The organism is Streptomyces griseochromogenes, assembly GCF_001542625.1.
Lineage (GTDB): Bacteria > Actinomycetota > Actinomycetes > Streptomycetales > Streptomycetaceae > Streptomyces > Streptomyces griseochromogenes.
In genome coordinates this window covers 3309641-3334159 of the sequence record NZ_CP016279.1, presented here as the reverse complement: position 1 = coordinate 3334159, position 24519 = coordinate 3309641, and the positions used below count along the sequence as shown (strand labels likewise).

At 71.6% G+C, this 24519-nt stretch carries 21 protein-coding genes; 6 read left to right on the top strand and 15 right to left on the bottom strand.

Annotated elements, in window-relative coordinates:
• Positions 1-9: 9 nt before the first annotated feature.
• From AVL59_RS14270 to pqqA, 8 genes are read right to left on the bottom strand one after another with little or no spacing between them, the layout of a single operon-like run.
• A complete protein-coding gene (locus AVL59_RS14270) occupies positions 10-2262 on the bottom strand; it encodes an alpha-galactosidase (RefSeq protein ID WP_067303701.1) in 2253 nt (750 codons plus the stop codon).
• Positions 2259-5504: a glycosyl hydrolase family 28 protein gene (locus AVL59_RS48000; RefSeq protein WP_079146693.1), complete on the bottom strand. Its 3246-nt coding sequence runs from the start codon at positions 5502-5504 to the stop codon at positions 2259-2261. The genes AVL59_RS14270 and AVL59_RS48000 overlap by 4 nt, the downstream gene beginning before the upstream one ends.
• Before the next feature lie 14 nt (positions 5505-5518).
• Positions 5519-6307, bottom strand: coding sequence for a heparin lyase I family protein (locus AVL59_RS14260; protein ID WP_067303699.1), 789 nt, complete (start codon positions 6305-6307; stop codon positions 5519-5521).
• 4 nt (positions 6308-6311) lie between these two features.
• Positions 6312-7502: a glycoside hydrolase family 88/105 protein gene (locus tag AVL59_RS14255; RefSeq protein WP_067303697.1), complete on the bottom strand. Its 1191-nt coding sequence runs from the start codon at positions 7500-7502 to the stop codon at positions 6312-6314.
• Entirely contained in the window at positions 7499-8584 is a 1086-nt protein-coding gene (gene pqqE / locus AVL59_RS14250) for a pyrroloquinoline quinone biosynthesis protein PqqE (RefSeq protein ID WP_067303695.1), read from the bottom strand. Before pqqE ends, AVL59_RS14255 begins: the two co-directional genes overlap by 4 nt.
• On the bottom strand, positions 8581-9036 hold the full coding sequence (gene pqqD, locus AVL59_RS56010; RefSeq protein ID WP_079146692.1) for a pyrroloquinoline quinone biosynthesis peptide chaperone PqqD: 456 nt from the start codon (positions 9034-9036) through the stop codon (positions 8581-8583). The genes pqqE and pqqD overlap by 4 nt, the downstream gene beginning before the upstream one ends.
• Entirely contained in the window at positions 9033-9764 is a 732-nt protein-coding gene (gene pqqC / locus AVL59_RS14240) for a pyrroloquinoline-quinone synthase PqqC (protein ID WP_067303688.1), read from the bottom strand. The genes pqqD and pqqC overlap by 4 nt, the downstream gene beginning before the upstream one ends.
• A complete protein-coding gene (pqqA, locus tag AVL59_RS51280) occupies positions 9761-9928 on the bottom strand; it encodes a pyrroloquinoline quinone precursor peptide PqqA (RefSeq protein WP_107407365.1) in 168 nt (55 codons plus the stop codon). The genes pqqC and pqqA overlap by 4 nt, the downstream gene beginning before the upstream one ends.
• 306 nt (positions 9929-10234) lie before the next feature.
• On the opposite strand from pqqA, the gene AVL59_RS14235 reads away from it, so the two are divergent.
• Complete coding sequence (locus AVL59_RS14235) at positions 10235-11071, top strand: aldo/keto reductase (RefSeq protein ID WP_067303686.1); 837 nt, start codon at positions 10235-10237, stop codon at positions 11069-11071.
• 78 nt (positions 11072-11149) lie between these two features.
• Here the strand turns inward: AVL59_RS14235 and AVL59_RS14230 are convergent, their stop codons facing one another.
• On the bottom strand, positions 11150-11761 hold the full coding sequence (locus AVL59_RS14230; protein WP_067303683.1) for a hypothetical protein: 612 nt from the start codon (positions 11759-11761) through the stop codon (positions 11150-11152).
• Positions 11762-11929: 168 nt separating this feature from the next.
• On the opposite strand from AVL59_RS14230, the gene AVL59_RS14225 reads away from it, so the two are divergent.
• On the top strand, positions 11930-12622 hold the full coding sequence (locus tag AVL59_RS14225; RefSeq protein ID WP_067303681.1) for a glycoside hydrolase family 75 protein: 693 nt from the start codon (positions 11930-11932) through the stop codon (positions 12620-12622).
• 13 nt (positions 12623-12635) lie between these two features.
• On the opposite strand, the gene AVL59_RS14220 is transcribed toward AVL59_RS14225, so the two are convergent.
• Positions 12636-13337: an SDR family oxidoreductase gene (locus AVL59_RS14220; RefSeq protein WP_067303679.1), complete on the bottom strand. Its 702-nt coding sequence runs from the start codon at positions 13335-13337 to the stop codon at positions 12636-12638.
• Between the two features lie 263 nt (positions 13338-13600).
• Complete coding sequence (locus tag AVL59_RS14215; RefSeq protein WP_067317262.1) at positions 13601-14509, bottom strand: class I SAM-dependent methyltransferase; 909 nt, start codon at positions 14507-14509, stop codon at positions 13601-13603.
• 297 nt (positions 14510-14806) lie between these two features.
• On the opposite strand from AVL59_RS14215, the gene AVL59_RS14210 reads away from it, so the two are divergent.
• The 3 genes from AVL59_RS14210 to AVL59_RS14200 all read left to right on the top strand — a co-directional run bounded on the left by AVL59_RS14210 (position 14807) and on the right by AVL59_RS14200 (position 19228).
• Positions 14807-17494, top strand: coding sequence for a bifunctional acetate--CoA ligase family protein/GNAT family N-acetyltransferase (locus AVL59_RS14210; RefSeq protein ID WP_208870373.1), 2688 nt, complete (start codon positions 14807-14809; stop codon positions 17492-17494).
• A gap of 595 nt (positions 17495-18089) precedes the next feature.
• Positions 18090-18548 carry a cyclic nucleotide-binding domain-containing protein gene (locus AVL59_RS14205; RefSeq protein WP_067317260.1) on the top strand — a complete coding sequence of 153 codons (459 nt, stop codon included), beginning with the start codon at positions 18090-18092 and terminating at the stop codon, positions 18546-18548.
• Between the two features lie 26 nt (positions 18549-18574).
• Positions 18575-19228, top strand: coding sequence for a CBS domain-containing protein (locus AVL59_RS14200; protein WP_067317258.1), 654 nt, complete (start codon positions 18575-18577; stop codon positions 19226-19228).
• A 53-nt stretch (positions 19229-19281) separates the two neighbouring features.
• Here AVL59_RS14200 and AVL59_RS14195 read toward each other — a convergent pair whose 3' ends face one another.
• Complete coding sequence (locus tag AVL59_RS14195; RefSeq protein ID WP_067303673.1) at positions 19282-19983, bottom strand: CBS domain-containing protein; 702 nt, start codon at positions 19981-19983, stop codon at positions 19282-19284.
• Between the two features lie 139 nt (positions 19984-20122).
• The gene (locus tag AVL59_RS14190) at positions 20123-21838 is read right to left on the bottom strand and encodes a sensor histidine kinase (protein ID WP_067303670.1); all 1716 of its coding nucleotides are present in this window, start codon (positions 21836-21838) and stop codon (positions 20123-20125) included.
• Positions 21839-22208: 370 nt separating this feature from the next.
• Between AVL59_RS14190 and AVL59_RS14185 the strand changes: the two genes are divergently transcribed.
• Entirely contained in the window at positions 22209-22664 is a 456-nt protein-coding gene (locus tag AVL59_RS14185; RefSeq protein ID WP_067303667.1) for a pyridoxamine 5'-phosphate oxidase family protein, read from the top strand.
• A gap of 27 nt (positions 22665-22691) precedes the next feature.
• Here the strand turns inward: AVL59_RS14185 and AVL59_RS14180 are convergent, their stop codons facing one another.
• Positions 22692-23384, bottom strand: a complete 693-nt coding sequence (locus AVL59_RS14180) for a helix-turn-helix domain-containing protein (RefSeq protein ID WP_067303664.1) — start codon at positions 23382-23384, stop codon at positions 22692-22694.
• A gap of 20 nt (positions 23385-23404) precedes the next feature.
• Positions 23405-24472: a zinc-dependent alcohol dehydrogenase family protein gene (locus AVL59_RS14175; RefSeq protein WP_067303661.1), complete on the bottom strand. Its 1068-nt coding sequence runs from the start codon at positions 24470-24472 to the stop codon at positions 23405-23407.
• Between the last annotated feature and the right edge of the window lie 47 nt (positions 24473-24519).

The following is a 24519-nucleotide window of genomic DNA, read 5'->3' as shown; positions in this document are numbered from 1 at the left end:
GTGTTCCCTTCAGCCCGTGTATCGGGCGAAGACCTTGAGGTAGTCGTACGGCTGCTGGGTCACGCCGCTGCAGGAGTCGCCGTCGGTGCCGGAGCCGCAGGGGCGGTCGCGGTTCACGGACCAGTAGGTGAGGCGCCCGATGTGGTGCTGACGGGCGTAGGCGAGCAGGGTGTCGAAGTCGGCGAGGCGGACGCGCTCACCGGAGTCGTCGGTCCTGCCGTTCATGGAGGAGAGGCCGATGTGGGCGTAGGCCGTGGCGTCGCTGTAGCCGTAGGCCGCCTTGACCCGTGCCTTGAGGCCCTCCATGGCCCGGGTGGTCAGGGTGCCCATGTTCGTCGTGCCGCCGCCGAAGTCGAACGGCATCACGCACCAGACGTCGTTCGCCAGGCCCGAGTTCGCGGCCCGCTTGATCATGTCGACGCCGGTGGAGTCGGGACCGCCGGTGGTCGTGCCGAAGGTGATGACGGTCTTCAGGCCGGGGTTGTTCGCCTTGACCGTCCTGAGCGCGTCGACCACGCGTTGCCGCACGGTGGCGTTGGACCACTCGGTGTTCTCGATGTCGATGTCGAGCGCCCGCAGCCGGTATGCGCTGATCACCTTCTGGTACGCGCCCGCCAGCGCGGAGGCGCTGGAGCACTTCTCGCCGAGCTTCGCCCCGCTCCAGCCGCCGACGGAGACGACCACGTCACCTCCGGCCGCTCTGATGGCGTCGATCTTCGCCTGGTCGTCGCCGCCGGTCAGCGGGCGCGAGCCGTCCCACTTCGGGTTGCAGGTGCCGTCGGAGAGGACGAAGGCGAGCGTGAACCACTTGACGCCGGTCGCCGACATCACCGAGGTGGGGCTGGGCGGGCTGCCCCAGCCGAGGTACTCGTAGGGGGCGACGGCGAAGCCCGGTGAAGCCGCCGCCGTCTTCGGGGAGTCGACGGGCTTCACGCGGATCAGCCGGGTCTCGCCCGGGCGCAGGGTCGCGCTGTAGGAGTCCGCGATCACCCCCTTGTGGGAGCCGGACCACAGGTCGGTGACATCGCCGGAGCCGGTGAAGCCGGCCTGCGACCAGCGCACGCTCACCGTGGAGTTGCCCGAAGTCCCGGTGTTGAACAGCGCGATGACGTACTGGCCGTCGCTCTCCTTCTTGCTCCACACCTGCCGCACACCGCTGTTCACGATCCGCCGGGCGGCCACCCCGTCCTGGTCGACGCCGATCAGCCGGTCGTTGGAGAGCATGGCCTGGTCGACGGGGTCGAGGTGGGTGAGGTCGGTGCCGAGCAGCAGCGGCGCGGCCGCCATCGCCCACAGGGTGAAGTGGGAGCGGCGCTGGTCGGCGGTGAGGCCCGCCCGGTCGCCGTTGCCGATCTCCAGGGAGTCCAGGTCGTTCCAGCCGCCGGGACCGGCGTACGGCTGCCAGTCGGCGGCCGAGGTGAAGCGGGCCGAGACATGGGACCAGTCGGTGAGCGGGTAGCCGCTGCCGTTGGAACCGGGTCCGCAGTAGCACTCCACGTCACCCTGGGTGCGCCAGCTGTTGGCGAGCCCGCGCCAGGTGGCGGCGTTCGCGAACGGAAGGTTGTTGGACAGGGCGAAGGTGATGGGCCGTCCGCTCGCCCGCAGGGCCTTGTCCCAGGCCCGGACGTCGGGGATGTCCTGGCTGCCCACGCCGTCGATCTTCAGGTAGTCGACTCCCCAGGAGGCGAACTGCTTCGCCCAGGAGTTCACGAACTCCTGCGCGCCCGGCTTGGCGTAGTCGATCGCGTACATGTTCTTGCAGTTGTAGTTCTTCTCGGTCTTCGAGGTGTCCGCGATGTCCTTGGCGTGGTACGGCGTTCCCTCGATCGGGGTGTTCCTGGTGACGGCGTTCTTGGCGATGCCGGGCGTCACGTAGAAGCCGAACTTCAGGCCCTTGGAGTGGACGTGGTCGGCGAGCGCCTTGATGCCGCCGGGGAACTTGCCGGTGTCGACGGCCCAGCGGCCGTAGGAGTCGACGACGAAGCCGCCCGAGTCGCACTTCTGCCAGAAGTCGTCGAGGTTGACGTGGACGAAGCCGTGGTCCTTCAGGCCGGAGGCCACCAGTGCGTCGGCCTGGGCCTCGATCTTCGCCTCGGTCGGCCACCGGCGTACGAAGCTCCAGCTGGACCAGCCCATGGCGGGCCGCACGGACTGGCCGTTGTCGGAGGCGGCGGCCGGCTGCGCGGCGGTGCCCACGAGCGGCACCGCCGCCGCCACGAGCAGGCCGGCGACCGCCGCGGTGAGTGATCTGACGCGGATCATGCGTGTCCCCCGTTCACGGGTGTCGCGTATGAGGTGCCGATCCAGGCCTCGTCGATCCGCAGCCGCTTGTAGCGGGTGGTGTCGGTGGCGGCGGCCCAGGTGGAGTCGACCTCGACGCGGACGTAGCGGGCCGTCGCGGCGCTCAGGTCGATGCCCTGGACGCCCCGGCGGCTGGGCAGTTGCCCGGTCCTGACCGCGCTGCCCCAGGTGGAGCCGTCGTCGCTCAGGAACACCTTGTAGTCCTTGACGCGCGCCGACTGCTCGGTGTCCGAGCGGGCGTAGGCGACGGAGTCCTCGCGCTGGTTGAGCCCGATGTACCGCACGTGCTTCGCCGAGCCCAGGTCGAAGGTGAGGGTGACGGGCAGGGTCTTGCCGTTGTCCCAGTAGGTGAGGTGGTCGCCGTCGCCGGCCGCCGCGCCGGTGTGTCCGCTCGCCGAGGCGCTCGCCGTCACCTTGACGCCGGTGAGGATGCCCTGGCGGCCGGCCGTGACGACCTTGAAGACGGTGTCGTAGGGGTCCCAGGACCCGAGGCCGGTCAGGGTGAGCACACCGCCTGACTGCGACCACGAAACCGCCTTGCCCGTACGGAGGTCGGTGACGGAGGCGATGCGGTAGCCGTTGTCGCGGATGCGCAGGGTGCCGGTGCTCGGCGGGGTCAGGACGTGGAGGTACTGCCGGTTCGGGTCGTCCTTGGCGACGGTCGTCACGCCGTGCGCGCCGTCGTTCCAGAAGCCGGGTTTGAGGCCGCCGTACATATAGCCGCCGCCCTCGGTGCCGTGCAGGGACTCCCAGATGGGGTCGAGATAGGAGTCGGCGAAGGTGTTGAAGGACGCCTGGTTCGCCGGGAACTTGCCGTTGACCTGGGCGGTCTCCGCCATCAGGGCCTTCACCGAGGAGCCCGCGTTGGTGATCAGCCGGCCGAGGGTGAGCCTCTTGTCGACGGACGGGTCGGAACCGTCGTACCACCAGGCGCCGGTGGAGGGCAGCTTGAAGTCGGCCTCGGTCAGGCGGGGCTGGGCGGTGTACACCGCCTGCGGGTAGTCGTACGCGGGCGTCATCCCCGTCTTCTGTTCATTGCTGATCATGTCCATGATCGGCGTGTCCTCGTTGTTGTTGCTGAGCGTGTACGAGGGCCGCTTCTGGTAGATCTGCGCGTAGAGGTCGTGGCTCTCCCAGTACGCGTTGTCGTTGTCGATCCAGAACCCGCCGAGGTCGGGGTAACGGTCCATGACCTCGAAGAAGTTGTCGTAGCTGAACTGGCCGAAGCCGTCGCGGGTGGTGAGGTCGACGTTCTTGCCCTTGTAGGCGGAGTAGGCGGCCGAGTCGAGCCACTCGTGCCCGCCCTGGTCGTGCCACTGGGGGTCGTCGGTCATGTAGAGGATGACCTTCATCCCCTTGGCCTTCGCGGCCTTGATCAGCTCGCCGAGGAAGTCGCGCCGGGTGGAGCAGGATCCGGGGATCTTGGAGGGCCAGGGGCGGGCGTAGCCCAGCCGGCTGTGGAAGGTGGCGAGGACGAGGTACTGCGAATGCAGTTTGCGGGCCTCGTTCACCCAGTAGTCCGGTGTCCAGCCGCCGCCTGTGACGTCGTTCTCCCAGGCGGTGCAGCTGGTGTGGGCGGGCGCGGTGCGCAGGCCCCAGTGCAGGAAGAGGCCGCCGACGGAGTTGCGCAGGAACTCCTGGCGGGGGTTCTCCAGGTCGAGCGGCTTCGCCGCCGCACCGCAGTCCTGGCCGCCCGAGACCCGCAGGGCACCTCCGGAGGAGTTGTGACTGTCCGTCAGGCAAGAGCCGGTGACGCCCTGGAAGCCCACGTCGAAGGGCGAGTCGCTGCCCTTCCGCGCGGTGAAGCGGGTGAAGCGGAGGCCGCTCGCCGCGTTCGCGAGGACCGCGGGCCGGCCGTCGTCCGCCGCGAACCCGACCGAGCTGTCGGTGAACCGGACATTGTCGGCGTTGTGCAGGTACCAGCCGTACGCCGGACGGGTGCCGATGCTCTTCGGGTTGTAGTCGCCGGGGTCGTTGCCCGGCACCCCGGTGGACATGGTGCCGTTGCCGCCCGGGACCGTGATGTCGACATGGTCGAAGGTCACGCCGTTGATGCGGTGGCCGCTCTCGCCCCACAGGGTCGGGCTGAAGGAGGGGCTGTTCCCGGTGGCCGTGATGTGGTCGTAGGTGATGTCACTGATCGAACCGACGCCCGGACTGCCGCCGCATCGCTTCCGGGTCCCGATCTTCTCCATGATCGGCGAGTGGACGTCTCTCATGGTGATGTCGCGGTAGTGGACGTCGGAGATCTTCGCGCCGTCCATCGACACCATGCCGAGCCCCGACTTGTCGGCGCCCTCGATGCGGATCTTCTCGAACTGGTAGTCCGAGAAGTCGCCGCAGGTCTCGGAGCCGAACATCAGGGCGTTGCAGCACTTCGCCCCGAGCGTCGAACCACTCACCCGGACATGGCCGTTGGGCAGCTTGGCGCCCAGCGCGTAGTCGCTCTTGAAGACCAGGGCGTCGTCGTTGGCGTGGATGGTGGCGTTGGTGATCGTGACGTCGGTCGTGGAGATGACGTTCCAGCCGTCGCGGTCGCTCGCGGTGTCGATGGTCAGATGGTCCGAGACGACGTTCCTGCAACCGTTGACGAGGGCCGCGAAGTGGCCGCCGCGGCGCAGGGTGAGGCCGTCGCCGAGGCGCAGTCCGTCGCACCGGGTCAGCGAGAGGATCTTGTCCGCCTGGCCGGACTTCGGGTTGCCGGTGATCAGGTTGCCCAGGCCGTCGATGACACCGCCGCCGATGAAGCCGATGTTCGTCAGTCTGTCGCCGTAGATCATCGCGTTGTGGAAGTGGCTGTGCCCGTAGTCCTGGTACCGGTCGTACGGGTTGGACTCGGGCGCGTCGTAGGTGCCCGCAGAGGAACCCTGGATCGTGGCGCCCGTGTCGATCTGGAGCGTCACCTCGCTCTTCATGTGGATGGTGTTCCTGGACTTGTACTGTCCGGGCGGGAAGTGGACGGTACCGCCGCCCGCCGCGTTGGCCGCCGTGATCGCCTTGTCGATGGCGGGCGTGTCATTGGCCGAGCCGTCACCCTTGGCTCCGTATGCCCGTACCTCGTACACGGTGACGCGGGGCGCGGGCCGGGGGGCCGCGAGGGCCGGGGGGTGGGCGAGTCCGAGCACGACGGCGAACGCGAGAAGGGCGAGCAACGCGAGGTACGACGTCGCCGCCCGGCCTCCGTGCCGCACGGGGGGTTTCATGAGTGACCGGCTCCTCAGACGAGTTGGTAGCCGCGCAGGCCGGTGAGCAGGAGATAGGTGTTCTGCAGGGAGCCGGAGGTGTCGCCGAGGGAGCGGTAGATGCCCCACTTCGGGCGCACGCGGTCGGCGAGGAAGGTGTCGACTCCGGTCTTCGACGTGTCGAGGACGGTGGTGGAGCCGCTCCTGAGGATCCAGCGGACCGAGCCCGCCGAACCGTTGCCGACCTTGATCTGGAAGTCGACTTCGGTCCAGTTGTCGTGCAGCGGTTCCAGGTCGGTGCGGCCGACCAGGATGTCGTCGGTCGCGAGCCTGAGCTCGATCGTCTGCTTCCGGTTCACCCGGCGAAGCGACTGCACGACGATCGGCGAGGTGCCCGTGCCGGGCTGCTTCATCTGCATGATGTGGGTGAAGGTGGTGGTCGCCTTCAGAGAGGCGGGGATGTACATGGAGTACGTGATCCGCCAGGTCTGGCCCTCGGTCCACTTGAGGTAGCTGCTGCCGCTCGTGCGCAGGCCGGTGACCTCCTGCCGCTGGCGGTCGGTCGAGGTGTCGCGGTCGACCGTGTGCATGGTGAACCGCCAGTTGTCGCCGGTGGCGAAGATGTGCGGATGGCCGGCCGGATGCGAGTTCGCCCGGTCGTCCTCCACCGTCTCGAAGGCTCCGAGCCCGTCGGTCCGCGCCGACGGCGCCCACTTCTGCTGCCAGGAGGCGGCGTGTGCGGCGGGGGCGGCGCCCGGGCCGGCCGCGGTGGAGGCCGCGCCGCCGAGCGCCGCTGCCAGCACCGCCCTTCTGGATGTGCTCATGACATCAGTCACCCCGCAGTTGTTCGTTCATGATCAGAAAGGCCCCCAGGCCGTGGAAGTCGTTCGTGACCCGGGTGCGTCCGACGTAGTACGCGTAGTCGCCGACGTTGGTGCCGACGGAGATGCCGGTGAGGTCGGTGCGCCCGTCCGCGCCGACCGAGAGCTCGGCGAGGACGCCCTCGTAGCCGCGCCGGGCGACGGCGGCGTAGTGCGGGTCGAGGTAGCCCTGCCGGACGCCGCGCGAGAGGGCGTAGGTGAACATGCTGGAGCAGGAGGTCTCGGTCCAGTCGTCGCTCCTGCTCCCCTTGTCCATGACCTGGAACCAGCGGCCGGTGCCCGGGTCCTGGTACTTCTCCAGGCCCGCCGCCAAGTGCCGGAAGATGTCGAGGAGCCGGGCGCGGCGTGGATGGTTCGCGGGGATCGCGTCGAGCACACCCACGACCGCCATCGCGTACCAGCCGTCCGCGCGGCACCAGTGCTCGGGGGCGAGCCCGGTGTGCGGGTCGGCCCAGCTCGCGGTGCGCGACTCGTCCCAGGCGTGCTTCAACAGGCCGTCGGCGACCTGGAGATGGCCACCGTAGACGGCGAGCTGCCGGGCCGCCTCGTCGTTCGTGTACGCGCTGTCGCCGAACTCCTCGCCGTACTCGACGAGGAACGGGTTCACCATGTAGACGCCGTCCGCCCACAGTTGATGGGCCCGGCTGCTGTTGTCGGCGTGCCAGAAGCCCCCGTCGCTCGTGCGCGGGTAGGTGGCGAGACGGTCGCGGATCTTCTTCGCGGCCTTGCGGTAGCGGTCCTGGCCCGTCTCGTGGTGCAGGATCACCAGGAGGCGGCCGGCCTGCATGCTGTCCAGGTTGTTGAAGGACTGATCGATGGATCCGTCGCTCTTCACGAAGCGGTCGACGTAGTTCTTGAGGTAGGTGAGAAGGCGCGGGTCGTGTGTGCGCCGGTAGGTGAGGTACTGGCCGTAGAGGTAGAGGCCGACCGGGTACGACCAGCCGCCGATGCTCGTCGGCGTGTAGCGGGCCATGGTGGAGTCGACCACCGCCTTGGACCAGTCGGGGGCGGCGGCGGGCGGGGGCGGGGCGGGGGCCTGGGCCGCGGCGGCCGGGGGGACGGCCGCGGGGAGCGCGGTCAGGCCGGCGGTGGTGAGCGCGAGTGCCGTCAGGGCCGCCCGCAGGCGTCGGCGTCTCATGGTCCTCCCTCTCGCTGGGCTTCTCGGTAGGCGTACGCGAGCTGCCTGGGCCCGGCCACGAGGTCGCGTACGAGGTGGTGGTCCGGGGCGTGCCGGCAGGCGGGGTCGGTCCGGGCGGGGTCGCCGGTGAGGGCGTACGCCTGGCAGCGGCAGCCTCCGTGGTCGGTGGTGCGCAGGGCACAGCCACGGCAGGGCTCGGGCATCCAGGCCTCGCCCCGGAAGGCGTTGAAGGCCGTCGACTCCCGCCAGATCCGGTCCAGCCGGTGCCGCAGGACGTTCGGCGGGTCGAGGCCCGGCAGGGCGGCGGCGGCCGGGCAGGGCAGGACCGTTCCGTCGGGCGCGACGGTGAGCGAGATACGGCCCCAGCCGCCCATGCAGGGCTTCGCCGTGGCGTCCAGCAGATCGGAGGCCACCCACACCAGCTCCGGGGTACCGCCGAGCCGTTCCCGCCAGCGGTCGACGACCGTGCGGGCCCGTTCGACCTGCGCGGGTGCGGGCAGCAGGGCGGCACGGTTGCGCAGTGCCCAGCCGTGGTACTGGGTGTGGGCCAGTTCGATCCGGTCCGCGCCCCAGTCCACGGCGAGACGGATCAGCGCGTCGAGTCCGTCGAGGTTGCCGCGGTGCAGCACGGCGTTGAGCCCGAGGGGCAGGCCCGCCGCGCGGATCAGCCGGGCGGCGCGTTCCTTCGCGGCGAACGACCGTGCGCCCGCGATCCGTTCGGCGGTGTCCGCCTCCGCGTGCTGCACCGAGAGCTGCACACTGCGCAGCCCGGCCTCGGCCAGTCGGGCCAGCCGCCGCTCACCGAGGCCCACCCCGCTGGTGACGAGCTGGGTGTACAGGCCCGCCGTGTCGGCGGCGGCCACCAGGTCGGGCAGGTCGCGGCGCAACAGCGGCTCGCCCCCCGACAGATGGGTCTGCACGACGCCGAGTTCACCCGCCTGCCGGAACACTCCGGCCCACTGCTCGGTGGTCAGCTCCGCCGAGCGGCGGGTCAGTTCCACCGGGTTGGAGCAGTATCCGCAGCGCAGCGGGCAGGCGTGGGTGAGTTCGGCGAGCAGGGCCCACGGGGGTTCGGGTGTCATGTCAGCCAGCCCTCCTCCCGCAACCGGCAGATGAAGTCGGGGACTTGGTATGCCACGGGTGCGCCGGGGAAGTCGGCGGACAGCTCGGCGACGATGTCGTCCGTCGTCCGGCTGCCGTCGCACAGACCGAGCACACGGCCCGCACGGCCGTGCAGGACGACCACGCGCTCCGGCAGCAGCAACAGGTCCGCCTCCCGCACCCGGTCGCGCCGCAGCACCACGCCCCGGGCGAGGGAGGGACGCCAGACGGGCCCGTCCGGGGTGGGGGCGCAACGGCCCGGCGGCGCACCCGGGACGGGACCGGGACGTCCGGCCGCCACGCCCGGGACGGGGACAGACGCCTCGCTCGACGCCCCGGCGATCGGGGCGAGACATCTGGCTGCCGCGCCCGGGACGGTTGCGGACCCCGCGTCCGTCACGCCCTCGGCGGGGACGCGACGCCCGGCCGTCATGGCCCGCTCCCGTGTGTGGTGTCCACCGCGTCCAGCAGCGCCCACAGCACCTCGCACTTGAAGGTGAGCGCGGCCACCGCCCGTTCCTGCCGCTCGCGGGTGCGGGCTCGGGCGAGGACCAGGGCGAGGGCCTCGGCGCCGTCGCGGGCGCCCTGGGTGACCCGGGTGCGGAAGTAGGCGAGTCCGGCCGGATCGATCCACGGGTAGTGGCGCTCGAAGGCGGCGATGCGGGTGCGCATCAGGTCCGGGGCGGACAGCTCGGTCAGGGACGCGGCGACGGCCTCCAGCGCGGGACGCCGCCGGCAGAAGGTGACGTAGGCCTCCACCGCGAACCGCACGCCGGGCGGCACCCGGGAGGCGTCCCAGAGCTCCTCGCGGGTGACGCCGGCCGCCTCGCCGAGCCGCAGCCAGCGCTCGATGCCGCCGGGGCCGCCGTCGGCCGTGCCGTCGTGGTCCTGGATGCGGCGCAGCCAGGAGCGGCGCTCCTCGGGTCCGTCGAGGCCCGCGAGGACGAGCGCGTCCTTGACGGGGATGTGCCGCTGGTAGTGGAAGCGGGCGGAGATCCAGCGGCGCAGTTCGTCGGGGGTCAGCTCGCCGCGGTGCATCCGCAGGTTGAAGGGGTGCCGGTCGTGGTAGCGGGCGGCGGTGACCGCGCGCAGCCGCTCGGTGAACTCGTCGGCCGGCCAGACGGGCGCGGCCTCGTCGGTACGCTCGGGCGCCGACGTCATGAGGCCGGGGGCGGCTCGGGCGCCCGGCGGTCGGCGAGCGCGTAGGCGGTCACCTCCAGAGCGGTTTCCACAACGTGATATCCAGGGCTTTGCCATGCCCTTTCATCCGATGTCTCCGGGACGGGGCGGCCCGTTGAAGGGGTCGTCTGCAGGGTGGAGTTCATGTGTGCGTACCCGCTTTCCTGAGGGTGGGGGTTCTCAGAGGGCAGACAGCGGCCATGGTCAGAGGCCGTTCACATGCATGCACCGGGTTCATCGACTCGTCCGGTGGCGCGATACAGAGTCGCGGGAGGACGAGCCGCGGTCAATGGTCCGGACCGATAACGTCGGATGCGTTTCCGGCCAATCTGCGCCCCCGGAACTGACTCGCCGGTCAGTTGGCACGGATTCCGCGGTCAGGAATGCATCCGGGCCCGTGATCGTTGACCATGTGAGTACCACATGTCGACAACCGAAGGATCAAGAGGCCCGTGAGCAGCAAGGTCCCCCCGATCATCCTCAACAACGGCGTCGAGATGCCCCAGCTGGGCTACGGCGTCTGGCAGGTGCCGGACGACGAGGCCGAGCAGGCCGTCGCGACGGCACTCGAGGCCGGGTACCGCAGCATCGACACGGCTGCGATCTACCGCAACGAGAAGGGCACCGGCAAGGCCATCGCCGCCTCCGGCCTGCCCCGTGAGGACGTCTTCGTCACCACCAAGCTCTGGAACCACGACCAGGGGTACGACCTCACGATGCGCGCGTTCGACGCGTCGCTGGAGAGGCTGGGCCTCGACTACGTGGACCTGTACCTGATCCACTGGCCGGTGCCGTCCAAGGACAAGTACATCGACACCTACAAGGCGTTCGAGAAGCTGCACGCCGACGGCCGCGCGAAGGCGATCGGCGTGTCCAACTTCCTGCCCGAGCACCTGCGTCGGCTGACGGCGGAGACCTCGGTCGTCCCGGCCGTCAACCAGATCGAGCTGCACCCGCACCTGCAGCAGCACGAGGCGCGCGCGTTCCACGGGGAGCAGGGCATCGCCACCGAGGCCTGGTCGCCGCTCGGCCAGGGCAAGGGCCTGCTGGAGGTGCCGGCCGTCGTCGCCATCGCACAGAAGCACGGCCGCACCCCGGCGCAGATCGTGCTGCGCTGGCACGTCCAGCTGGGGAACATCGTGATCCCGAAGTCCGTGACGCCGTCGCGGATCAGGGAGAACATCGCGGTGTTCGACTTCAGCCTGGACGACGAGGACCTCGCGGCGATCAGCGCCCTGAACGAGGACCGGAGGATCGGCCCGGACCCGGCCACCTTCAACCTGGCCTGACCCCGGCACGGCGCGCGGCCGTCCGCACCGCCCCGGCGGCGGAGCGGACGGCCGCCGCCGAACCCCGTGCGGCCCGGGTCAGTTGAGGCGCACCTCCGAGTGCACCACCTCGAACTCCTCCAGGCCCGTGACCCTCACCCGCGCCTTGGTCGCGACCTCGTGCCGGGCCTCCGCCTGGCCGGCCCGGGACGCGACCAGTGCGGCACGGTCGGTGAAGAGGGCGCCGACCCGGCCCGTACCACGCTCCCGGTCGAGGAACAGCGTGACCCTGGCCAGCCCGGGCAGGGCCTCCAGACGCGGGACCACGGCCGAGCGGAACATGTCGGCGATCGCGTCGGCGTCCGGGGGGTCGAACTCGAACCGGGTGACGCGCAGTCCGCCGCCCACCCTCGGCGCCTGGACCGGCCGGACCACCGCCGCCTCGTAGTTCTCCACCGCCAGGGTGCCCGCGAACGGTTCCAGCAGCGCCTGCCTGTGCGTGCGCATGACCTCGTCGCTGTTGCGCCGCGCATCGGCGGAGTCCCACCAGCTCTCCCCCAGCAGTTTGCCGAGCTCCCGGTCCACGAAGACCCCGGCCCCCCGGTAGCCCGGACGCTCTTCGAGCAGGTCCCGCCCTTCGCTGTTCAGCGCCCGGACGGCCGTGTCTATCTTCGCGGGATCGCCGGTCACATAGATGCCGCGTACGAACATGGCATGTCGCCTCCCAGCTCGACATGACCAGTGTTTCCCGGTGGACAGAACAGCGCAAACAGCACAGCGCGCCCGACTTTCCCCCGAAGGGTTGACGAGAACATGCGGACGGGGCCACCTTGTACGACACTCGGTAAGGAAACTTTCCTAACAGAAGGGTCCCCCACAGTGCGCCTTCGAACACTGACCCTCGCCGCGGCCTCCGGAGCCGCCCTCCTCACCGCAGCGGTACTCCCCGCCAGCGCCTCCCCCAGCGCCCCGGCCTCGCCCCAGGAGGGCTCGGTCGGCGCGGCCGACCTGCTCGCCAAGGTGAAGTCCTGCTCGCAGATATCCAATGGCAAGTACAAGACGGACGACGAGACTTCGGCCACGGTCCCCGTGTGCGGCAAGAACGGCGCGGTGTTCTGGAAAGCCGACATGGACATCGACTGCGACGGCCAGCGCACCACCAACTGCAACGAGGACCGCGACCCCTGGTTCCAGAACGACACGGCCTTCCACCAGTCCAACGGCTCGCCGCTGAAGGCCGAGTCGCTGCCGTACGTCGTCGTGCCCAGCTCCAGCAGCATCTGGAACTACTCCAGCGCCGGCATCAAGGGCGGCGGTGTCGTCGCCGTCATCTACAACAACAAGGTCGAGTACGCCGTCGTCGGCGACACCGGCCCCACGCAGATCATCGGCGAGGCCTCGTACGCCACCGCCAAGGCGCTCGGCATCGACCCCGACCCGGCGAGCGGCGGGGTCGACTCCGGCGTAACGTACATCCTGTTCAAGAACTCCAAGACCTCCCCGATCGAGAGCCACAGCGCGGCGGTCTCGCTCGGGGACCAGCTGGCCAAGCAGTTCCTCGCCGACAACTGACCACCGATCCGAGTCAGTTGGCCTGACCCAGCGGACGTACGACCACGGTGTTGACGTCGACCCCGGCCGGCTGCCGGATCGCCCAGACCACCGATTCGGCGATCTGGTCCGCGGTCAGGAGATGCCCCGGGGGCAGGCTGCCGTTGCCGTCCCAGAACGGGGTCTCCACCCGGCCGGGGGCGACCAGCGTGACCCCGATCCCGAACTCCGTGACCTGGCGCCGGGTGTTCTCGGCGAGGCCGGTGACCGCCCATTTGGTGGCCCCGTAGATGTTGCCGGGCGTGTTCACGAACCCGGCGACGCTGCCGACGAGGACGATCCGGCCGCGGGTCCCCTTCAGCGACTCGACCGAGGCGCGGATGAGGAGCGCCGGGCCGAGGACGTTGGTGAGGACCATCTCGGTCCAGCCGGCCGGGTCGCCGTCGGCCACCGTGTCGTGGGTGGCGAAGCCGGCGTTGGCGACGACCGTGTCCAGTCGGCCGTACGCCTTGAGCGTGCGGTCGACGGCGTCCCGCACGTCGTCGAACTCCGACGCGCTGCCGGCGACCGTCAGCAGTCCGCCGGGATTGCCCAGACCGTCGGCGAAGTCCCGCAGTCTGCGTTCGCCGCGCCCGGTGACGGTGACCCGGTACCCGGCGTCCAGCAGCTGCCGGGCGACGGCGGCACCGATGCCGCTGCCGCCACCGGTGATGAGCGCGACCGGAGAGTCGTTCACGGTTTCCCCCTGTGTCTGTCGATGAACGCCGGGCAGTCCATCACTTGGAGGGCTCTCCAAGTCAAGTCCCGTCGCAGGTACGGCGGTACGGGACCGAGGGGAGGTAGCGGTGCCGGGCGGCGCGGATGAGGCCCCCGTGGGCGCGGGCGCAGACCGTGGCCGCCGCGCGCCGCGGTGCCAGCGGGCGTACGCACGGCCCGGGCGGTGCTGAAGGGCGGCGCCGGGGCCTGTCCGGTGGAGCGGGACGGACGGGATCGCGGGCACTAGACGGGGCGTACCGCCGTGTGGACCGTGTACGCGGCGAGGACGAACACGTCCGGCCTGCGGTGCACGTTCGCCGGGTCGGACGGGTCGAGCAGCCGGTCCAGGGTGGCGAGGTCCTCGGCGTCCAGGTCCTCGCTGCCGGCGTCGCGCAGCCGGGACAGGGAGGCGGCGACGTGGGCGCGGGCCCGCTCGGTCGCGGGCGCGGGCAGGTCCAGGAGGAAGCTGCGGGTGCGGGTGTGCTTCAGACCGGCGGAGGTCAGCAGCGCCGGCCAGTCCTCGGTCTCGGCGACGGAGCCGGGCAGGTCGGCCCGCATCCGGGCGAACCAGTCCTCCTGCACCACGTCCAGCCGCGCCTGGAGTCCGGGGCGGCCGATGCCGATGTCCCGGGGCAGGAAGCGCGCGGGCAGGCCGCCCTCGAGCAGGGCCAGGGTGCCACCGGGGGCCAGCCGGGCGGCGAACGCGGCGAGCGCGGCCCGCTGGTCGCCGAGGTGGTGCAGGCTGCGGCTGGCCCACAGCAGATCGGCCGGATAGTCCAACTCGTCCAGTACGTCCGGCAGTTCACCGGCCAGGGTGTCGAAGCGGTCGGCGACCGACTGCCGTACGGCGCGGGCGCGGGCGCGCTCCAGCAGCGGTTCGGTGCCGTCGACGGCCACGATCCGGGCGCCGGGGAATGCCTCGGCGAACAGGCACGAGACGACACCGGGCCCGCTGCCCGCGTCCACGATCAGCCCCGGCTCGGTCACCTCCTTGGCCAGCCAGGCCATGGCCCGCTCGTAGACGGGCGTGAACAGCTCCGCCTGCGTCTCCAGCAGCGGGGCCATCTCGTTCCAGTCGATGTCGGTGCCGGTGCCGTGCCCGTGCGTGTCTGCGTGCCCGTGCCGCTCGTGCCGGTGGTGATCGTGCGCCATGGTGGTCACCCTCTCGTCGCGATGCCGTCAGCGTGCGACGGCACACCGGACGCGGGCCAGTGGTGTTGCCGGACCGGCAAAAGCAGTTCGCCGGTGGAGCAACCGTCCCGCCGGACCCGCCCCCCCCCGGAGAGGGCCGGACCCCGACCACCCCCGTCGCCCACCTCGGCCTGCCGCCGGCTGGGACCGACGCGCCTGGGAGGGCCACTCGGCCCTCCCAGGGCCCGGTCAGCCCCTGTGCGGCCGGGGCCCGCCGCCGGACGCTGAAGGCGGAATCGTCCGGAGGGAGAGTTCGTGATGACCGGTGTCCGGGAAGTCCCGGTGCATGCCCTGCTGGCCGACGGAACCACCGTTCGCATACGGCAGGCGGGTCCGGCGGATCGTGAAGAGGTGGAAAGGCTGTACGAGGAGATGTCACCGCAGAACCTGCGGTTGCGGTTCTTCTGCGTCAGCCCGGCCTCCGCACGCCTGGCCGCCGAGCGGGTGGCCGGGGAGGATCGCCCCGGATACCGTGCGCTGGCCGCCGAGCGCGACGGGCGGCTCGTGGGGCTGGCCGAGTACGAGGTCCTGCCGGGCGGTGGCACCGCGGACATCTCGGTGGCCGTGGCCGACGGCTGGCACCGGCGCGGAGTGGGCACCCTTCTGCTGGAACATCTCGCGGACGCCGCGCGCAGGGCGGGCGTCACCGCGTTCAGCGCCGACGCCCTGGCGGACAACCACGACGTGCTGAAGGTCTTCCACGATCTGGGGCTGCGCGTCACCCGCCGCTTCGACGGGCCCGAGGTGCACTGCACGGTCGAACTCACCCAGGACGAGACCTACTTGAGCGCCGTCGAGTCCCGGGGAAGGCTGGCCGGCACCGCCAGCCTGCGGCCCTTGCTGCGGCCCGGCACGGTCGCGGTGATCGGCGCGGGCCGCACCCCGGGATCCGTCGGACGCGCCATCCTGCGCAACATCCACGGCGGCGGCTACACCGGGCGGTTGTACGCCGTCCACCCCGAGGCCGACGCGATCGCCGGGGTGCACGCCCGCCGGTCCGTCGCCGACCTGCCGCACGTGCCCGACCTGGCCGTGATCGCCGTACCGGCAGCCGCCGTCGCCGAGGTGGCCGAGGAGTGCGGGCGGGCCGGCGTGCGCGCGCTGCTCGTGGTGTCCGCGGGTCTGGACACCCATCAGAGCGGGGCTCTGATGGGCGCCTGCCGACGCCACGGCATGCGGCTCGTCGGGCCGAACTGCCTGGGCCTGGCCAACACCGGGGACGAGGTCCACCTGAACGCCACCTTCGCCGCCCGGCGCCCCGGGCCCGGCACGGCCGGAATCGCCGTACAGTCCGGCGGTGTCGGTATCGCGCTGCTGGACGGACTGGCCCGGCTCGGCATCGGCGTGTCGACCTTCGTCTCGCTGGGCGACAAGTACGACGTCAGCGGCAACGACATGCTCCAGTGGTGGGAGAGCGACGGGTACACCGACCTCGCACTGCTGCACCTGGAGTCCTTCGGCAATCCCCGCGCCTTCTCCCGTACCGCCCGCCGCGTGGCCCGGGCCATGCCGGTGCTGACCGTGGACGCGGGCCGTTCCGAGGCCGGGCGGCGGGCCGCGGCCTCGCACACCGCGGCGGCGGCCACCCCGACCATGACCCGGCAGGCCCTGTTCACCCAGGCCGGCATCAGCGCCACCCGCACCATCGGTGAACTCCTCGGCACCGCCGCCCTCCTGCACACCCAGCCACTCCCCCACGGCACGAAGATCGCCGTCGTCAGCAACGCGGGCGGGGCCGGTGTACTGGCCGCCGACGCGTGCGTGGACGCCGGACTGGTCGTCCCACGGCTCGCCGCCGACCTGGTGGACGCGCTCCTCGCCGTACTCCCCGACGGCGCCACCGCGGCCAACCCCGTGGACGTCACGCCGACCGTCGGTGAGGAGCAACTGCGGCAGTGCACAAGCCTTCTGGCCCGGCACACCGCTGTCGACGCCGTCCTCGTGAGCCTGGTCCCCACGGCAGTCGCGGCGGCCACCGGCGAAGACCCGGTACGCGTCCTGACCTCGGCCCCCGGACCGTTCGCCCGCCCGGTCGTCGCGGTGCTGCCCGCCCAGGCCGCCCGCGTCGAGCTGCTGCCGACCGCCGACGGCGGCGCCGTGCCCGCCTACTCCGACGCCGAGGACGCCGCCCGTGCCCTGGCCCATGCGGCAGCCCGCGCCGACTGGCTCGCCCGGCTGCCCGGCGCCGTACCGGAGCTGCCCGACGTGGAGACCGGGCGCGCGAAGAACCTGACCGCCGCCTTCCTGGACCGAAACCCGGAAGGCGGCCTGCTCGATCCGCGGACGACGGCCACGCTGCTCGACTGCTACGGCATCCCGCAGATCCCCTGGGCCTGGGCCCGGGACGAGGACGAGGCGGTCGCCGCAGCCGAACGGCTCGCGGGCCCCGACGGACGGGTCGTCATGAAGGCGTACTGGCCCGGTCTGCTGCACAAGAGCGAGCAGCGCGCCATCCACCTCGACCTGCAGAACGCCTCCCAGGTCAGGGCCGCCCACCGCGATCTGGTCACCCGGTTCGGCGACCGGATGACCGGGGTGGTGGTGCAGCCACTCGCCGAGCGCGGCACCGAACTGTTCGCCGGGGTCGTCCAGGACGAGGTCTTCGGACCCCTGGTGGTGTTCGGTCTCGGCGGAACGGCGACCGAGCTGCTCGCCGACCACGCGGCCCGGCTCGCCCCGCTCACCGACCTCGACGTGCACGATCTGCTCACCTCGCCGCGCTGCTCCCCCCTGCTGCTCGGCTACGCCGGCAGCCCCGCCGCCGACCTCGGCGGCCTCGAACAACTGCTGCACCGGCTCTCCCGGATGGCCTCCGACCTGCCCGAACTGACGGAGGCCGACCTCAGCCCCGTCCTGGCCGGGCCGCACGGCGTCACCGCACTCGACGTCCGCGTCCGGCTCGTGCCGCGCCACCTCCACGATCCTTACCTGCGCCGGCTGCGCTGAAGGGGGTCCATGATGAGAGCCACCGAGGTCGGTGCCGTCATGGCGCCGGCCGTGACGGTCCCGGCGGAGGCGGCCCTGCCGGAGGCCGCCCGGCTGATGGCCCGGCACGGCATCGGACGACTGCCGACCGGACCGGGGAAGCGGGTCTCTGCCTCCGCCCCCCTTCTGCTCGGCATCTTCGGCCATGACCGCCCTGCACACGGAGGCACCTCGTCCGTCGGCCGGCCCCGGCGGCGAAGTGGGTGGAGGGTACCTACGGGCGGGCACCTACTGGCCGGCCGAGCCGGCCGTCGGCCCGCTCACACCGGAGTGCTTCGCCGGGACGCAGACCACGATCGAAGGACGGCCGTTGCCACGCATGCCGTCGCAGCAGTGGTGAGCGCGATGACGGTACTTCCGCTCTCCCCGCCGCCACGGCATCCGGGATGTCCCCGGAAAGCCCCTGGCACAGCCCCGACGGGTCCCGGGCCCGGCCTCCGGTGCCGGACGATCGGTGCCATGGGCCGAAAGGCCCTGGCCGGAGCCGAGCGGCCCGTGGCGGCGGGGCACGGACACGGACACGCTGGAAGCAGACGGCATGAAGGGAGCCGGTGCGATGACCTCCGCCACCACCATGAACACGGCCCTTGAGCCCGTGTACCGCGAGCGGCTGATGGACCTCGCCCGCGAGGTCTCCTTCGAGGCCGGGACCCGCCTGTTCGAGGAGGGCCGGCGCGCCGACCGCTTCTGGATCGTCCGCACCGGCACCGTCAGCCTCGACCTGCACGTTCCCGGCCGCCGTCCCGCCGTCATCGAGACGCTCGGGCACGGAGAACTGATCGGCTGGTCCTGGCACTTCCAGCCCCGCCTCTGGCATCTGGGCGCCGAGGCGACGAGCCCCGTTCGGGCCTGGGAGTTCGACGCCGAGTCGGTCCGGACGATGTGCGCCGCCGACCCCGAGTTCGGCCGGGCGATCGCGGTCTGGGTCGGGCGGGTGGTCGCCCAGCGGCTGCACGCCTCCCGGATCAGGCTGCTCGACCTCTACGCCCCCTACGGCAGCGGTGGTCTGACGTGACCACCCGGCCCCGCGAGGAGGGCGGCATGCTCGGCAGCGCGCACCGGGTGGGTGACGTGATGACGCGTGCCGTCGTCGCGGTGGGCCGCGCGGCTCTGTTCAAGGAGATCGTCGAGCGCATGGACCAGTGGAAGGTCAGCGCCCTGCCCGTGCTGGAGGGCGATGGCCGGGTGATCGGGGTAGTGTCCGAGGCCGACCTGCTGCCCAAGGAGGAGTTCCGGGACAGTGACCCGGACCGCTTCACCCAGCGGCGCCGGCTGTCCGACCTGGCCAAGGCCGGGGCGGCGAGCGCGGAGGAACTGATGAGCGCTCCGGCTCTCACCGTCCATGCCGACGCGACGCTCGCCGAGGCGGCACGCGTCATGGCCCTGCGCGGCGTCAAGCGGCTGCCCGTGGTGAACGCCGAGGGTCTGCTCGAAGGCGTCGTCAGCCGCGGCGACCTGCTCAAGGTGTTCCTGCGCCCGGACAAGGACCTCGCCGACGAGATCCGGCGCGAGGTGGTCGACCTCCTCTTCCCGGCCCCGGTCGAGCCCGTGCACATCACGGTCGCCGAGGGCGTCGCCACGCTGACCGGACGGGTGCCGGACGCCGCCCGGATTCCTCTCGCCGTCCGCCTCGTGCGGGGTGTCGAGGGAGTGGTGAGCGTGGACTGCCGACTCACCGCGGGCGATGGGCGGTAGATCATCCGACGGAGCTCTTGCGGGCGACGGCAGGCCGTATGCGGGTTCCGCCGTCAGGCGGGGGCCGCCCGCCGCGGGGCCGGCGGATCAGGTTCGGCGTTCGGATGACCAGGCGGACCGAGGAGGGCGCACCGCACGTCCACCACTCCTTCCACGGCCCGCGCCAGCAGGGCGGCGAGCGGGACGAGCCCGGTGTCGCGCACCCGGCCCGTGAGCGTCACGACACCGTCGCGCACCTCGATCCGGACCGCTTCGGCGCGGGTGCCGAAGAGCCGTAGGACGACCTCGCGCCGTACCTCCCCGGCGATGTCCTCGTCGGCCCGCAGAAACACCTTCAGCAGGTCGGCACGGCTGACGATGCCCTTGAGGGCGCCTTCCTGATCGACGACCGGCAGCCGCTTGAGCCCGTTGCGCACCATGAGGCGTGCCGCGTGGGCGAGGGCGGTGTCGGGTGTCACGGTGACGGCCGGGGCGGTCATCAGGTCGACGGCGGTCACCGCACCCGCCTTGCGCACGTCGGCGGGACGCCGCGTTTGCCCGTACGGGGCGGGGTCGTGTCGGCGGTACTCCTCCTTGGGCAGCAGGTCGGCCTCGGAGACGACACCGACGACGCGTCCCGCCTCATCCAGCACGGGGAGAGCACTGACCCTCCACTGCCCCATGGCCTTCACGATGTCCTTGAAGGCCGCTCCCGTGCGCAGGGCGACGACCCTGTGGGTCATCACGTCGTTCACTACGGTCGCGGTGCCGTCCATGGCGTCCTCCAGCGGGCTCGGATGCCGTCCTACGACACCTTCAGCCTGCGGCCGCGCCACTCCCGCGGGCATGGGCCGAGCGGCCCGTACATGGGGCCGAAGCGGGCACCGCGGAGCGGCTCCGGCCGCCGTGCCCCTGCTACTTCGGCAACGGGACCCGCCACTCCAGCAGGGTGCCGCCGCCGTCCGGGCCGGACACGTCGAGGCGCCCGCCCAGTTGCCCGGCCCGCTCGGCCATGTTGCGCAGACCGCTGCGGCGGCCATCGGGCGGGATGCCCACTCCGTTGTCCGAGACCGTCAGCAACACCTCGTCGCCGTCTGCCGTCAGGACCACCTGGGCCCGGTCGGCGCGGGCGTGCCGGGCGATGTTGGTGAGGGCCTCGGAGAGCACAGCCATGACGTGATCGGCGATCTCCCGCGGCACATCGGTGTCGACCAGGCCCTGCATGCGCACGCTGGGTGCGAAGCCCAGCAGCACAGCCGCCTCGCCGACCACGCGGACGACCCGGGCCCGCAGCCCGCTCCCGAGAGAGCCCTCGCGCGCCCGCAGCCCGAAAATCGTGGACCGGATGATCTTGATGGTCTCGTCGAGGTCGTCGACGGCCCGCAACACCCGCTCCGAGGCCTCCGGATGCTCGATGAAGCGGCCCGCGCTCTGCAGCGTCATCCCGGTGGCGAACAGCCGCTGGATGGCCAGGTCGTGCAGGTCCCGGGCGATCCGGTCGCGGTCCTGGAGCACCGCGACCTGCTCGGCGTCCGCGCGGCGCTCGGCCAGTTCCATCGCGATCGCGGCCTGTGCGGCGAAGCCCCGGACCAGCTCTGTCTCCTTCTCGGAGAACACGGGCCGGCCGGCCTCGCGGGCCAGCAGGACCACGCCCCGTACGCCGCCCTCCCCCGTGCCGATGGGGACGGCGACGGCAGGGCCGAGTCCGGCGAAGCGCGGGGGTTCCGGGGAGATCCCGGCGTCGTGGGCGACGTCCTCACTGGCGACCGGGGCGGCGGCGGAGTACGCCAGCCCCATCAGGGTTCCGTGCAGGGGCAGCACCAGTCCCTGGTGCGCTTCCGCGTCCATTCCGACGGCGATCTCGACGGTGAGCGATCCGCCGTCCTCCATGGGCATCGCGACCGCCGCCAGGGCCGAGCCCGTGATCTCCCGGGCGCGTTCGGCGATCAGGTTCAGGGCTTCGGAGCGTTCGCTGCCCGACATCAGGCCGTGCGTGATCTCCGCGTTCGCCCGCAGCCACCGCTCGCGCAGCCGTGAGTCCTCGTACAGGCGTGCGTTGTCGATGGCCACACCGGCCGCCACGGCCAGCGTGGAGAGCACCGACTGGTCCTCCTCGTCGAACTCCGCGCCGCCGCGCTTCTCGGTGAGATACAGGTTGCCGAAGACCTGGTCGCGGACGCGGATGGGGACGCCGAGGAAGCTGTTCATCGTCGGATGGTTCGGCGGGAAGCCGTACGAAGCCGGGTGCTCGGAGATCTTCGCGAGGCGGAGCGGCTCGGGGTGGCGGATCAGCTCGCCGAGGATGCCGTGGCCTTCCGGGTACGGGCCGATCCTGGAGATCTCCTCCTCGGTGACTCCCACCGTGTGGAAGGCGGACAGCCGTGTGCCGTCCGGTCCGATGACGCCGAGGGCGGCGTACTCCGCGTCCACCAGCGCCGCGGCCGCGTCCACGATGGAGTGCAGGGCCTGCTCCAGGTCCAGCTCCCGGCCGACGGCGAGCACCGCCTCCAGCAGGCTGTGCACCCGGTTCTGCGTGCCTCGCGCCGCGTCGATCCGGGCCTGCAGCTCCTCCAGCAGCTCGTCGAGCTTCAGCTGCGGCAGCGATACGCGGGGCTCCTCAGGGCTTGCCACCACGCTCCTCCAGGTCCCCCGGCACGTGCGGCGGGAGCCGTCGAATTGTTTCGCTTCCACCGTATCGGTCCCTGTGGGAAGCCGGTACACCGCCCCGGCGGCACTAAGGAGGCCTGCCGTGCCTTCCCGGCCACCGGCGAGGGAAGCAGAACCTGTCGGAGGAGGTCTCCCGGCACCTCTTCGCACCGGAGAACGGCCCCTCGCATTGGCCCGATCGGCCCTGGAGGGGGAGCCCGCGCCGAGGGACAGTGAGCACAGGAGCGGCACCGGTCCCCCGCGGTGTCGCTCCGCCCGCATCTCACTTCGCCGCAGCTGACAGGGCGCCACCACCTACAAGCAGGAATGCGACACACCCGCAAAGAAGCCGGCCATGATCCGTACCAACCGTCCGACGCACCGGCGCATCGACCTCGATCGTGCCGACGCGCTGCGCCTGCTCGGCAGCGTGTCCATGGGCAGGATCGTCTTCACCCGGCAGGCGCTGCCCACGGTCCGTCCGGTCAACCATGTCCTGGACGGCGGCGACATCGTCATCCGCACGTGCGAGGGATCGGCGCTCACCTCCCAGGCCCAACAGGCCGACGGCACCGGCGTCGTCGTCGCCTACGAGGCGGACGCCATCGACCCCGGCACGCATCTCGGCTGGAGCGTGGTGGCCACGGGCTACGCCCGGCTGGTGACCGACCCCGGTGAACTGGTGCGCATCCGGGCGCTGTTGGAACCCTGGGCGGCCGAGCCGGGCATGGACTACGCGGTACGGATCCGTCCCGATCTGATCACGGGAGTCCTGCTCGCCTCGCGAGGCGGCGAGCCGGAGGACGGCTGATGCCGCAGACGTGGCCTCCGGGCCGCCTCACACGGTGATCCGGCGTCCGGTGATGGTGAAGGCGTCGATGCGCACCCACAGGCTGCGGGAGCCTCCGGCCCAGGGAGCGCTGTAGGCACGTTCCGTGAGCCGCCGCTGTTCCTGCGGGTCCGTGACCGCGCGTGCGGGTCCACGGACCAGGACGCTCCAGCCCTGGCTGAACGCGTCGTCGATGCGGTCGACCTCGAAGGCCACCTGGCGACCGTCGGCCAGCGAGGGCGCCGCACCGCGCGCGGTCCGGAAGACGATCGCGCCGTCCACGACGCTGTAGTTGACGGGCACGATCACCGGTCCGGTGGGCGTCGGCACCGCGAGCCGTCCGACCCCGTGCATGGCCAGCAGGGTGCGGCACTCACCAGGACGCAGCGTGGTGAACTGCGGTGCGTACCCGGCCCGTCCGGTTCCCGGTGGCAGGTCCACGGTCCCGCCGGTGAGTTCGCCGACGGTGGTCTCCAGTGCCTCGGCCAGCCTCACCAGCGCACTCGTGCCGGGCGCGGCACCAGGGTGCTCCTCCAGGTAACCGAGGTAGGTGACCGCCATCCCGGCCCGCGCCGCCGCCTGCCGCCGGGTCAGGCCGAGTTTCACCCGCCGGGCGGCGAGCCGACGGCCCAGGTCGCCGAGGGGCGTCTCGGTGGCGGCCGCCGCGGGTGCCGCCACGTTCGCCTTCGTCTGTCCGGCCATGATCGCTCACCCTCTTCTCGTCAGGCCGCGGGGACGGCCACTTCGTACCGCTCCCCGCCGAGCACCACCTTGAGCGCGCCGGTCTCGGCGGCCTTGGAGAAGACGTCGTAGGCCTCCTCCATGTTCTCCGGCGGGAAGGTGTGTGTGACCAACTGCCCGGTCGGCAGGCGCCCGGCTGCCGCCATCCGCAACAACATGGGGGTGGAGTGGGTGTCCACCAGTCCGGTCGTGATGGTCACGTTCCTGGCCCACAGGTCTTCGAGGTGCAGCGTGGCCGGCCTGCCGTGCACGCCGATGTTGGCCACGTGCCCGCCCGGGCGGACCATGCGGGTGCACAGCTCGAAGCTCTCCGGTACGCCGACCGCCTCGATGACCACGTCCGCGCCGAGCCCGTTGGTGAGATCGTCGACCAGCTGTCCGGGCGCCTCGTGCGCGTCGGCCACGGCGTCGGCGCCGAGCCGGTGGGCCGCCTCCAGCCGGGCCGGGGCCAGATCCACGGAGATGATCCGCTCGGGCGAGAACAGCCGGGCCGTGGCGATCGCGGCGAGCCCGACGGGGCCGGCGCCGACGATGGCGACGGTGTCGCCGGGGCGTACGTGTCCGTTGAGGACGCCGACCTCGTAGGAGGTCGGGAAGATGTCCGCGAACAGGACGGCGTCCTCGCTGCGCAGGGCGCCGGGCAGCGGGTGGACGGACAGGTCGGCGCAGGGGACGCGGACGTACTCGGCCTGGGTGCCGTCGATCAGGTGGCCGAGGATCCAGCCTCCGCCGCCCCGGCACTGGCCGTAGCTGCCGTCCCGGCAGCTGCGGCACCGGCCGCAGGAGGTGATGCAGGAGATCAGTACCCGGTCTCCGGGCCGGACGGTGCGTACGTCGCCGCCGATCTCGACGATCTCGCCGACCGCCTCGTGGCCGAGCACCGTTCCGGGCCGCACCTCGGGCACATCGCCCTTGAGGATGTGCAGGTCCGTCCCGCAGATGGTCACGACGCCGACCTTCACGATCGCGTCGGTGGGTTCCTTGACGGCCGGGTCCGGGACATCCTGCCAGGAGGCCTGACCGGGGCCGTGGAAGACGAAGCCTTTCATGACGCTCCTCACCCTCGTCGGTCTGCCGCGGGACCCGGGTTCCCGCG

Bases quoted from the DNA above. Each gene is read 5' to 3' on its own strand.
- AVL59_RS14205 (WP_067317260.1), top strand. From the start codon at position 18,090: ATGACCTCCGCCACCACCATGAACACGGCCCTTGAGCCCGTGTACCGC.
- AVL59_RS14175 (WP_067303661.1), bottom strand. From the start codon at position 24,472: ATGAAAGGCTTCGTCTTCCACGGCCCCGGTCAGGCCTCCTGGCAGGAT.
- AVL59_RS14270 (WP_067303701.1), bottom strand. From the start codon at position 2,262: ATGATCCGCGTCAGATCACTCACCGCGGCGGTCGCCGGCCTGCTCGTG.
- AVL59_RS14200 (WP_067317258.1), top strand. From the start codon at position 18,575: ATGCTCGGCAGCGCGCACCGGGTGGGTGACGTGATGACGCGTGCCGTC.
- AVL59_RS14195 (WP_067303673.1), bottom strand. From the start codon at position 19,983: ATGGACGGCACCGCGACCGTAGTGAACGACGTGATGACCCACAGGGTC.
- AVL59_RS48000 (WP_079146693.1), bottom strand. From the start codon at position 5,504: ATGAAACCCCCCGTGCGGCACGGAGGCCGGGCGGCGACGTCGTACCTC.
- pqqA (WP_107407365.1), bottom strand. From the start codon at position 9,928: ATGAACTCCACCCTGCAGACGACCCCTTCAACGGGCCGCCCCGTCCCG.
- AVL59_RS14180 (WP_067303664.1), bottom strand. From the start codon at position 23,384: ATGGCCGGACAGACGAAGGCGAACGTGGCGGCACCCGCGGCGGCCGCC.
- AVL59_RS14260 (WP_067303699.1), bottom strand. From the start codon at position 6,307: ATGAGCACATCCAGAAGGGCGGTGCTGGCAGCGGCGCTCGGCGGCGCG.
- AVL59_RS14210 (WP_208870373.1), top strand. From the start codon at position 14,807: ATGACCGGTGTCCGGGAAGTCCCGGTGCATGCCCTGCTGGCCGACGGA.
- AVL59_RS14230 (WP_067303683.1), bottom strand. From the start codon at position 11,761: ATGTTCGTACGCGGCATCTATGTGACCGGCGATCCCGCGAAGATAGAC.
- pqqE (WP_067303695.1), bottom strand. From the start codon at position 8,584: ATGACACCCGAACCCCCGTGGGCCCTGCTCGCCGAACTCACCCACGCC.
- pqqD (WP_079146692.1), bottom strand. From the start codon at position 9,036: ATGACGGCCGGGCGTCGCGTCCCCGCCGAGGGCGTGACGGACGCGGGG.
- AVL59_RS14215 (WP_067317262.1), bottom strand. From the start codon at position 14,509: ATGGCGCACGATCACCACCGGCACGAGCGGCACGGGCACGCAGACACG.
- pqqC (WP_067303688.1), bottom strand. From the start codon at position 9,764: ATGACGTCGGCGCCCGAGCGTACCGACGAGGCCGCGCCCGTCTGGCCG.
- AVL59_RS14185 (WP_067303667.1), top strand. From the start codon at position 22,209: ATGATCCGTACCAACCGTCCGACGCACCGGCGCATCGACCTCGATCGT.
- AVL59_RS14255 (WP_067303697.1), bottom strand. From the start codon at position 7,502: ATGAGACGCCGACGCCTGCGGGCGGCCCTGACGGCACTCGCGCTCACC.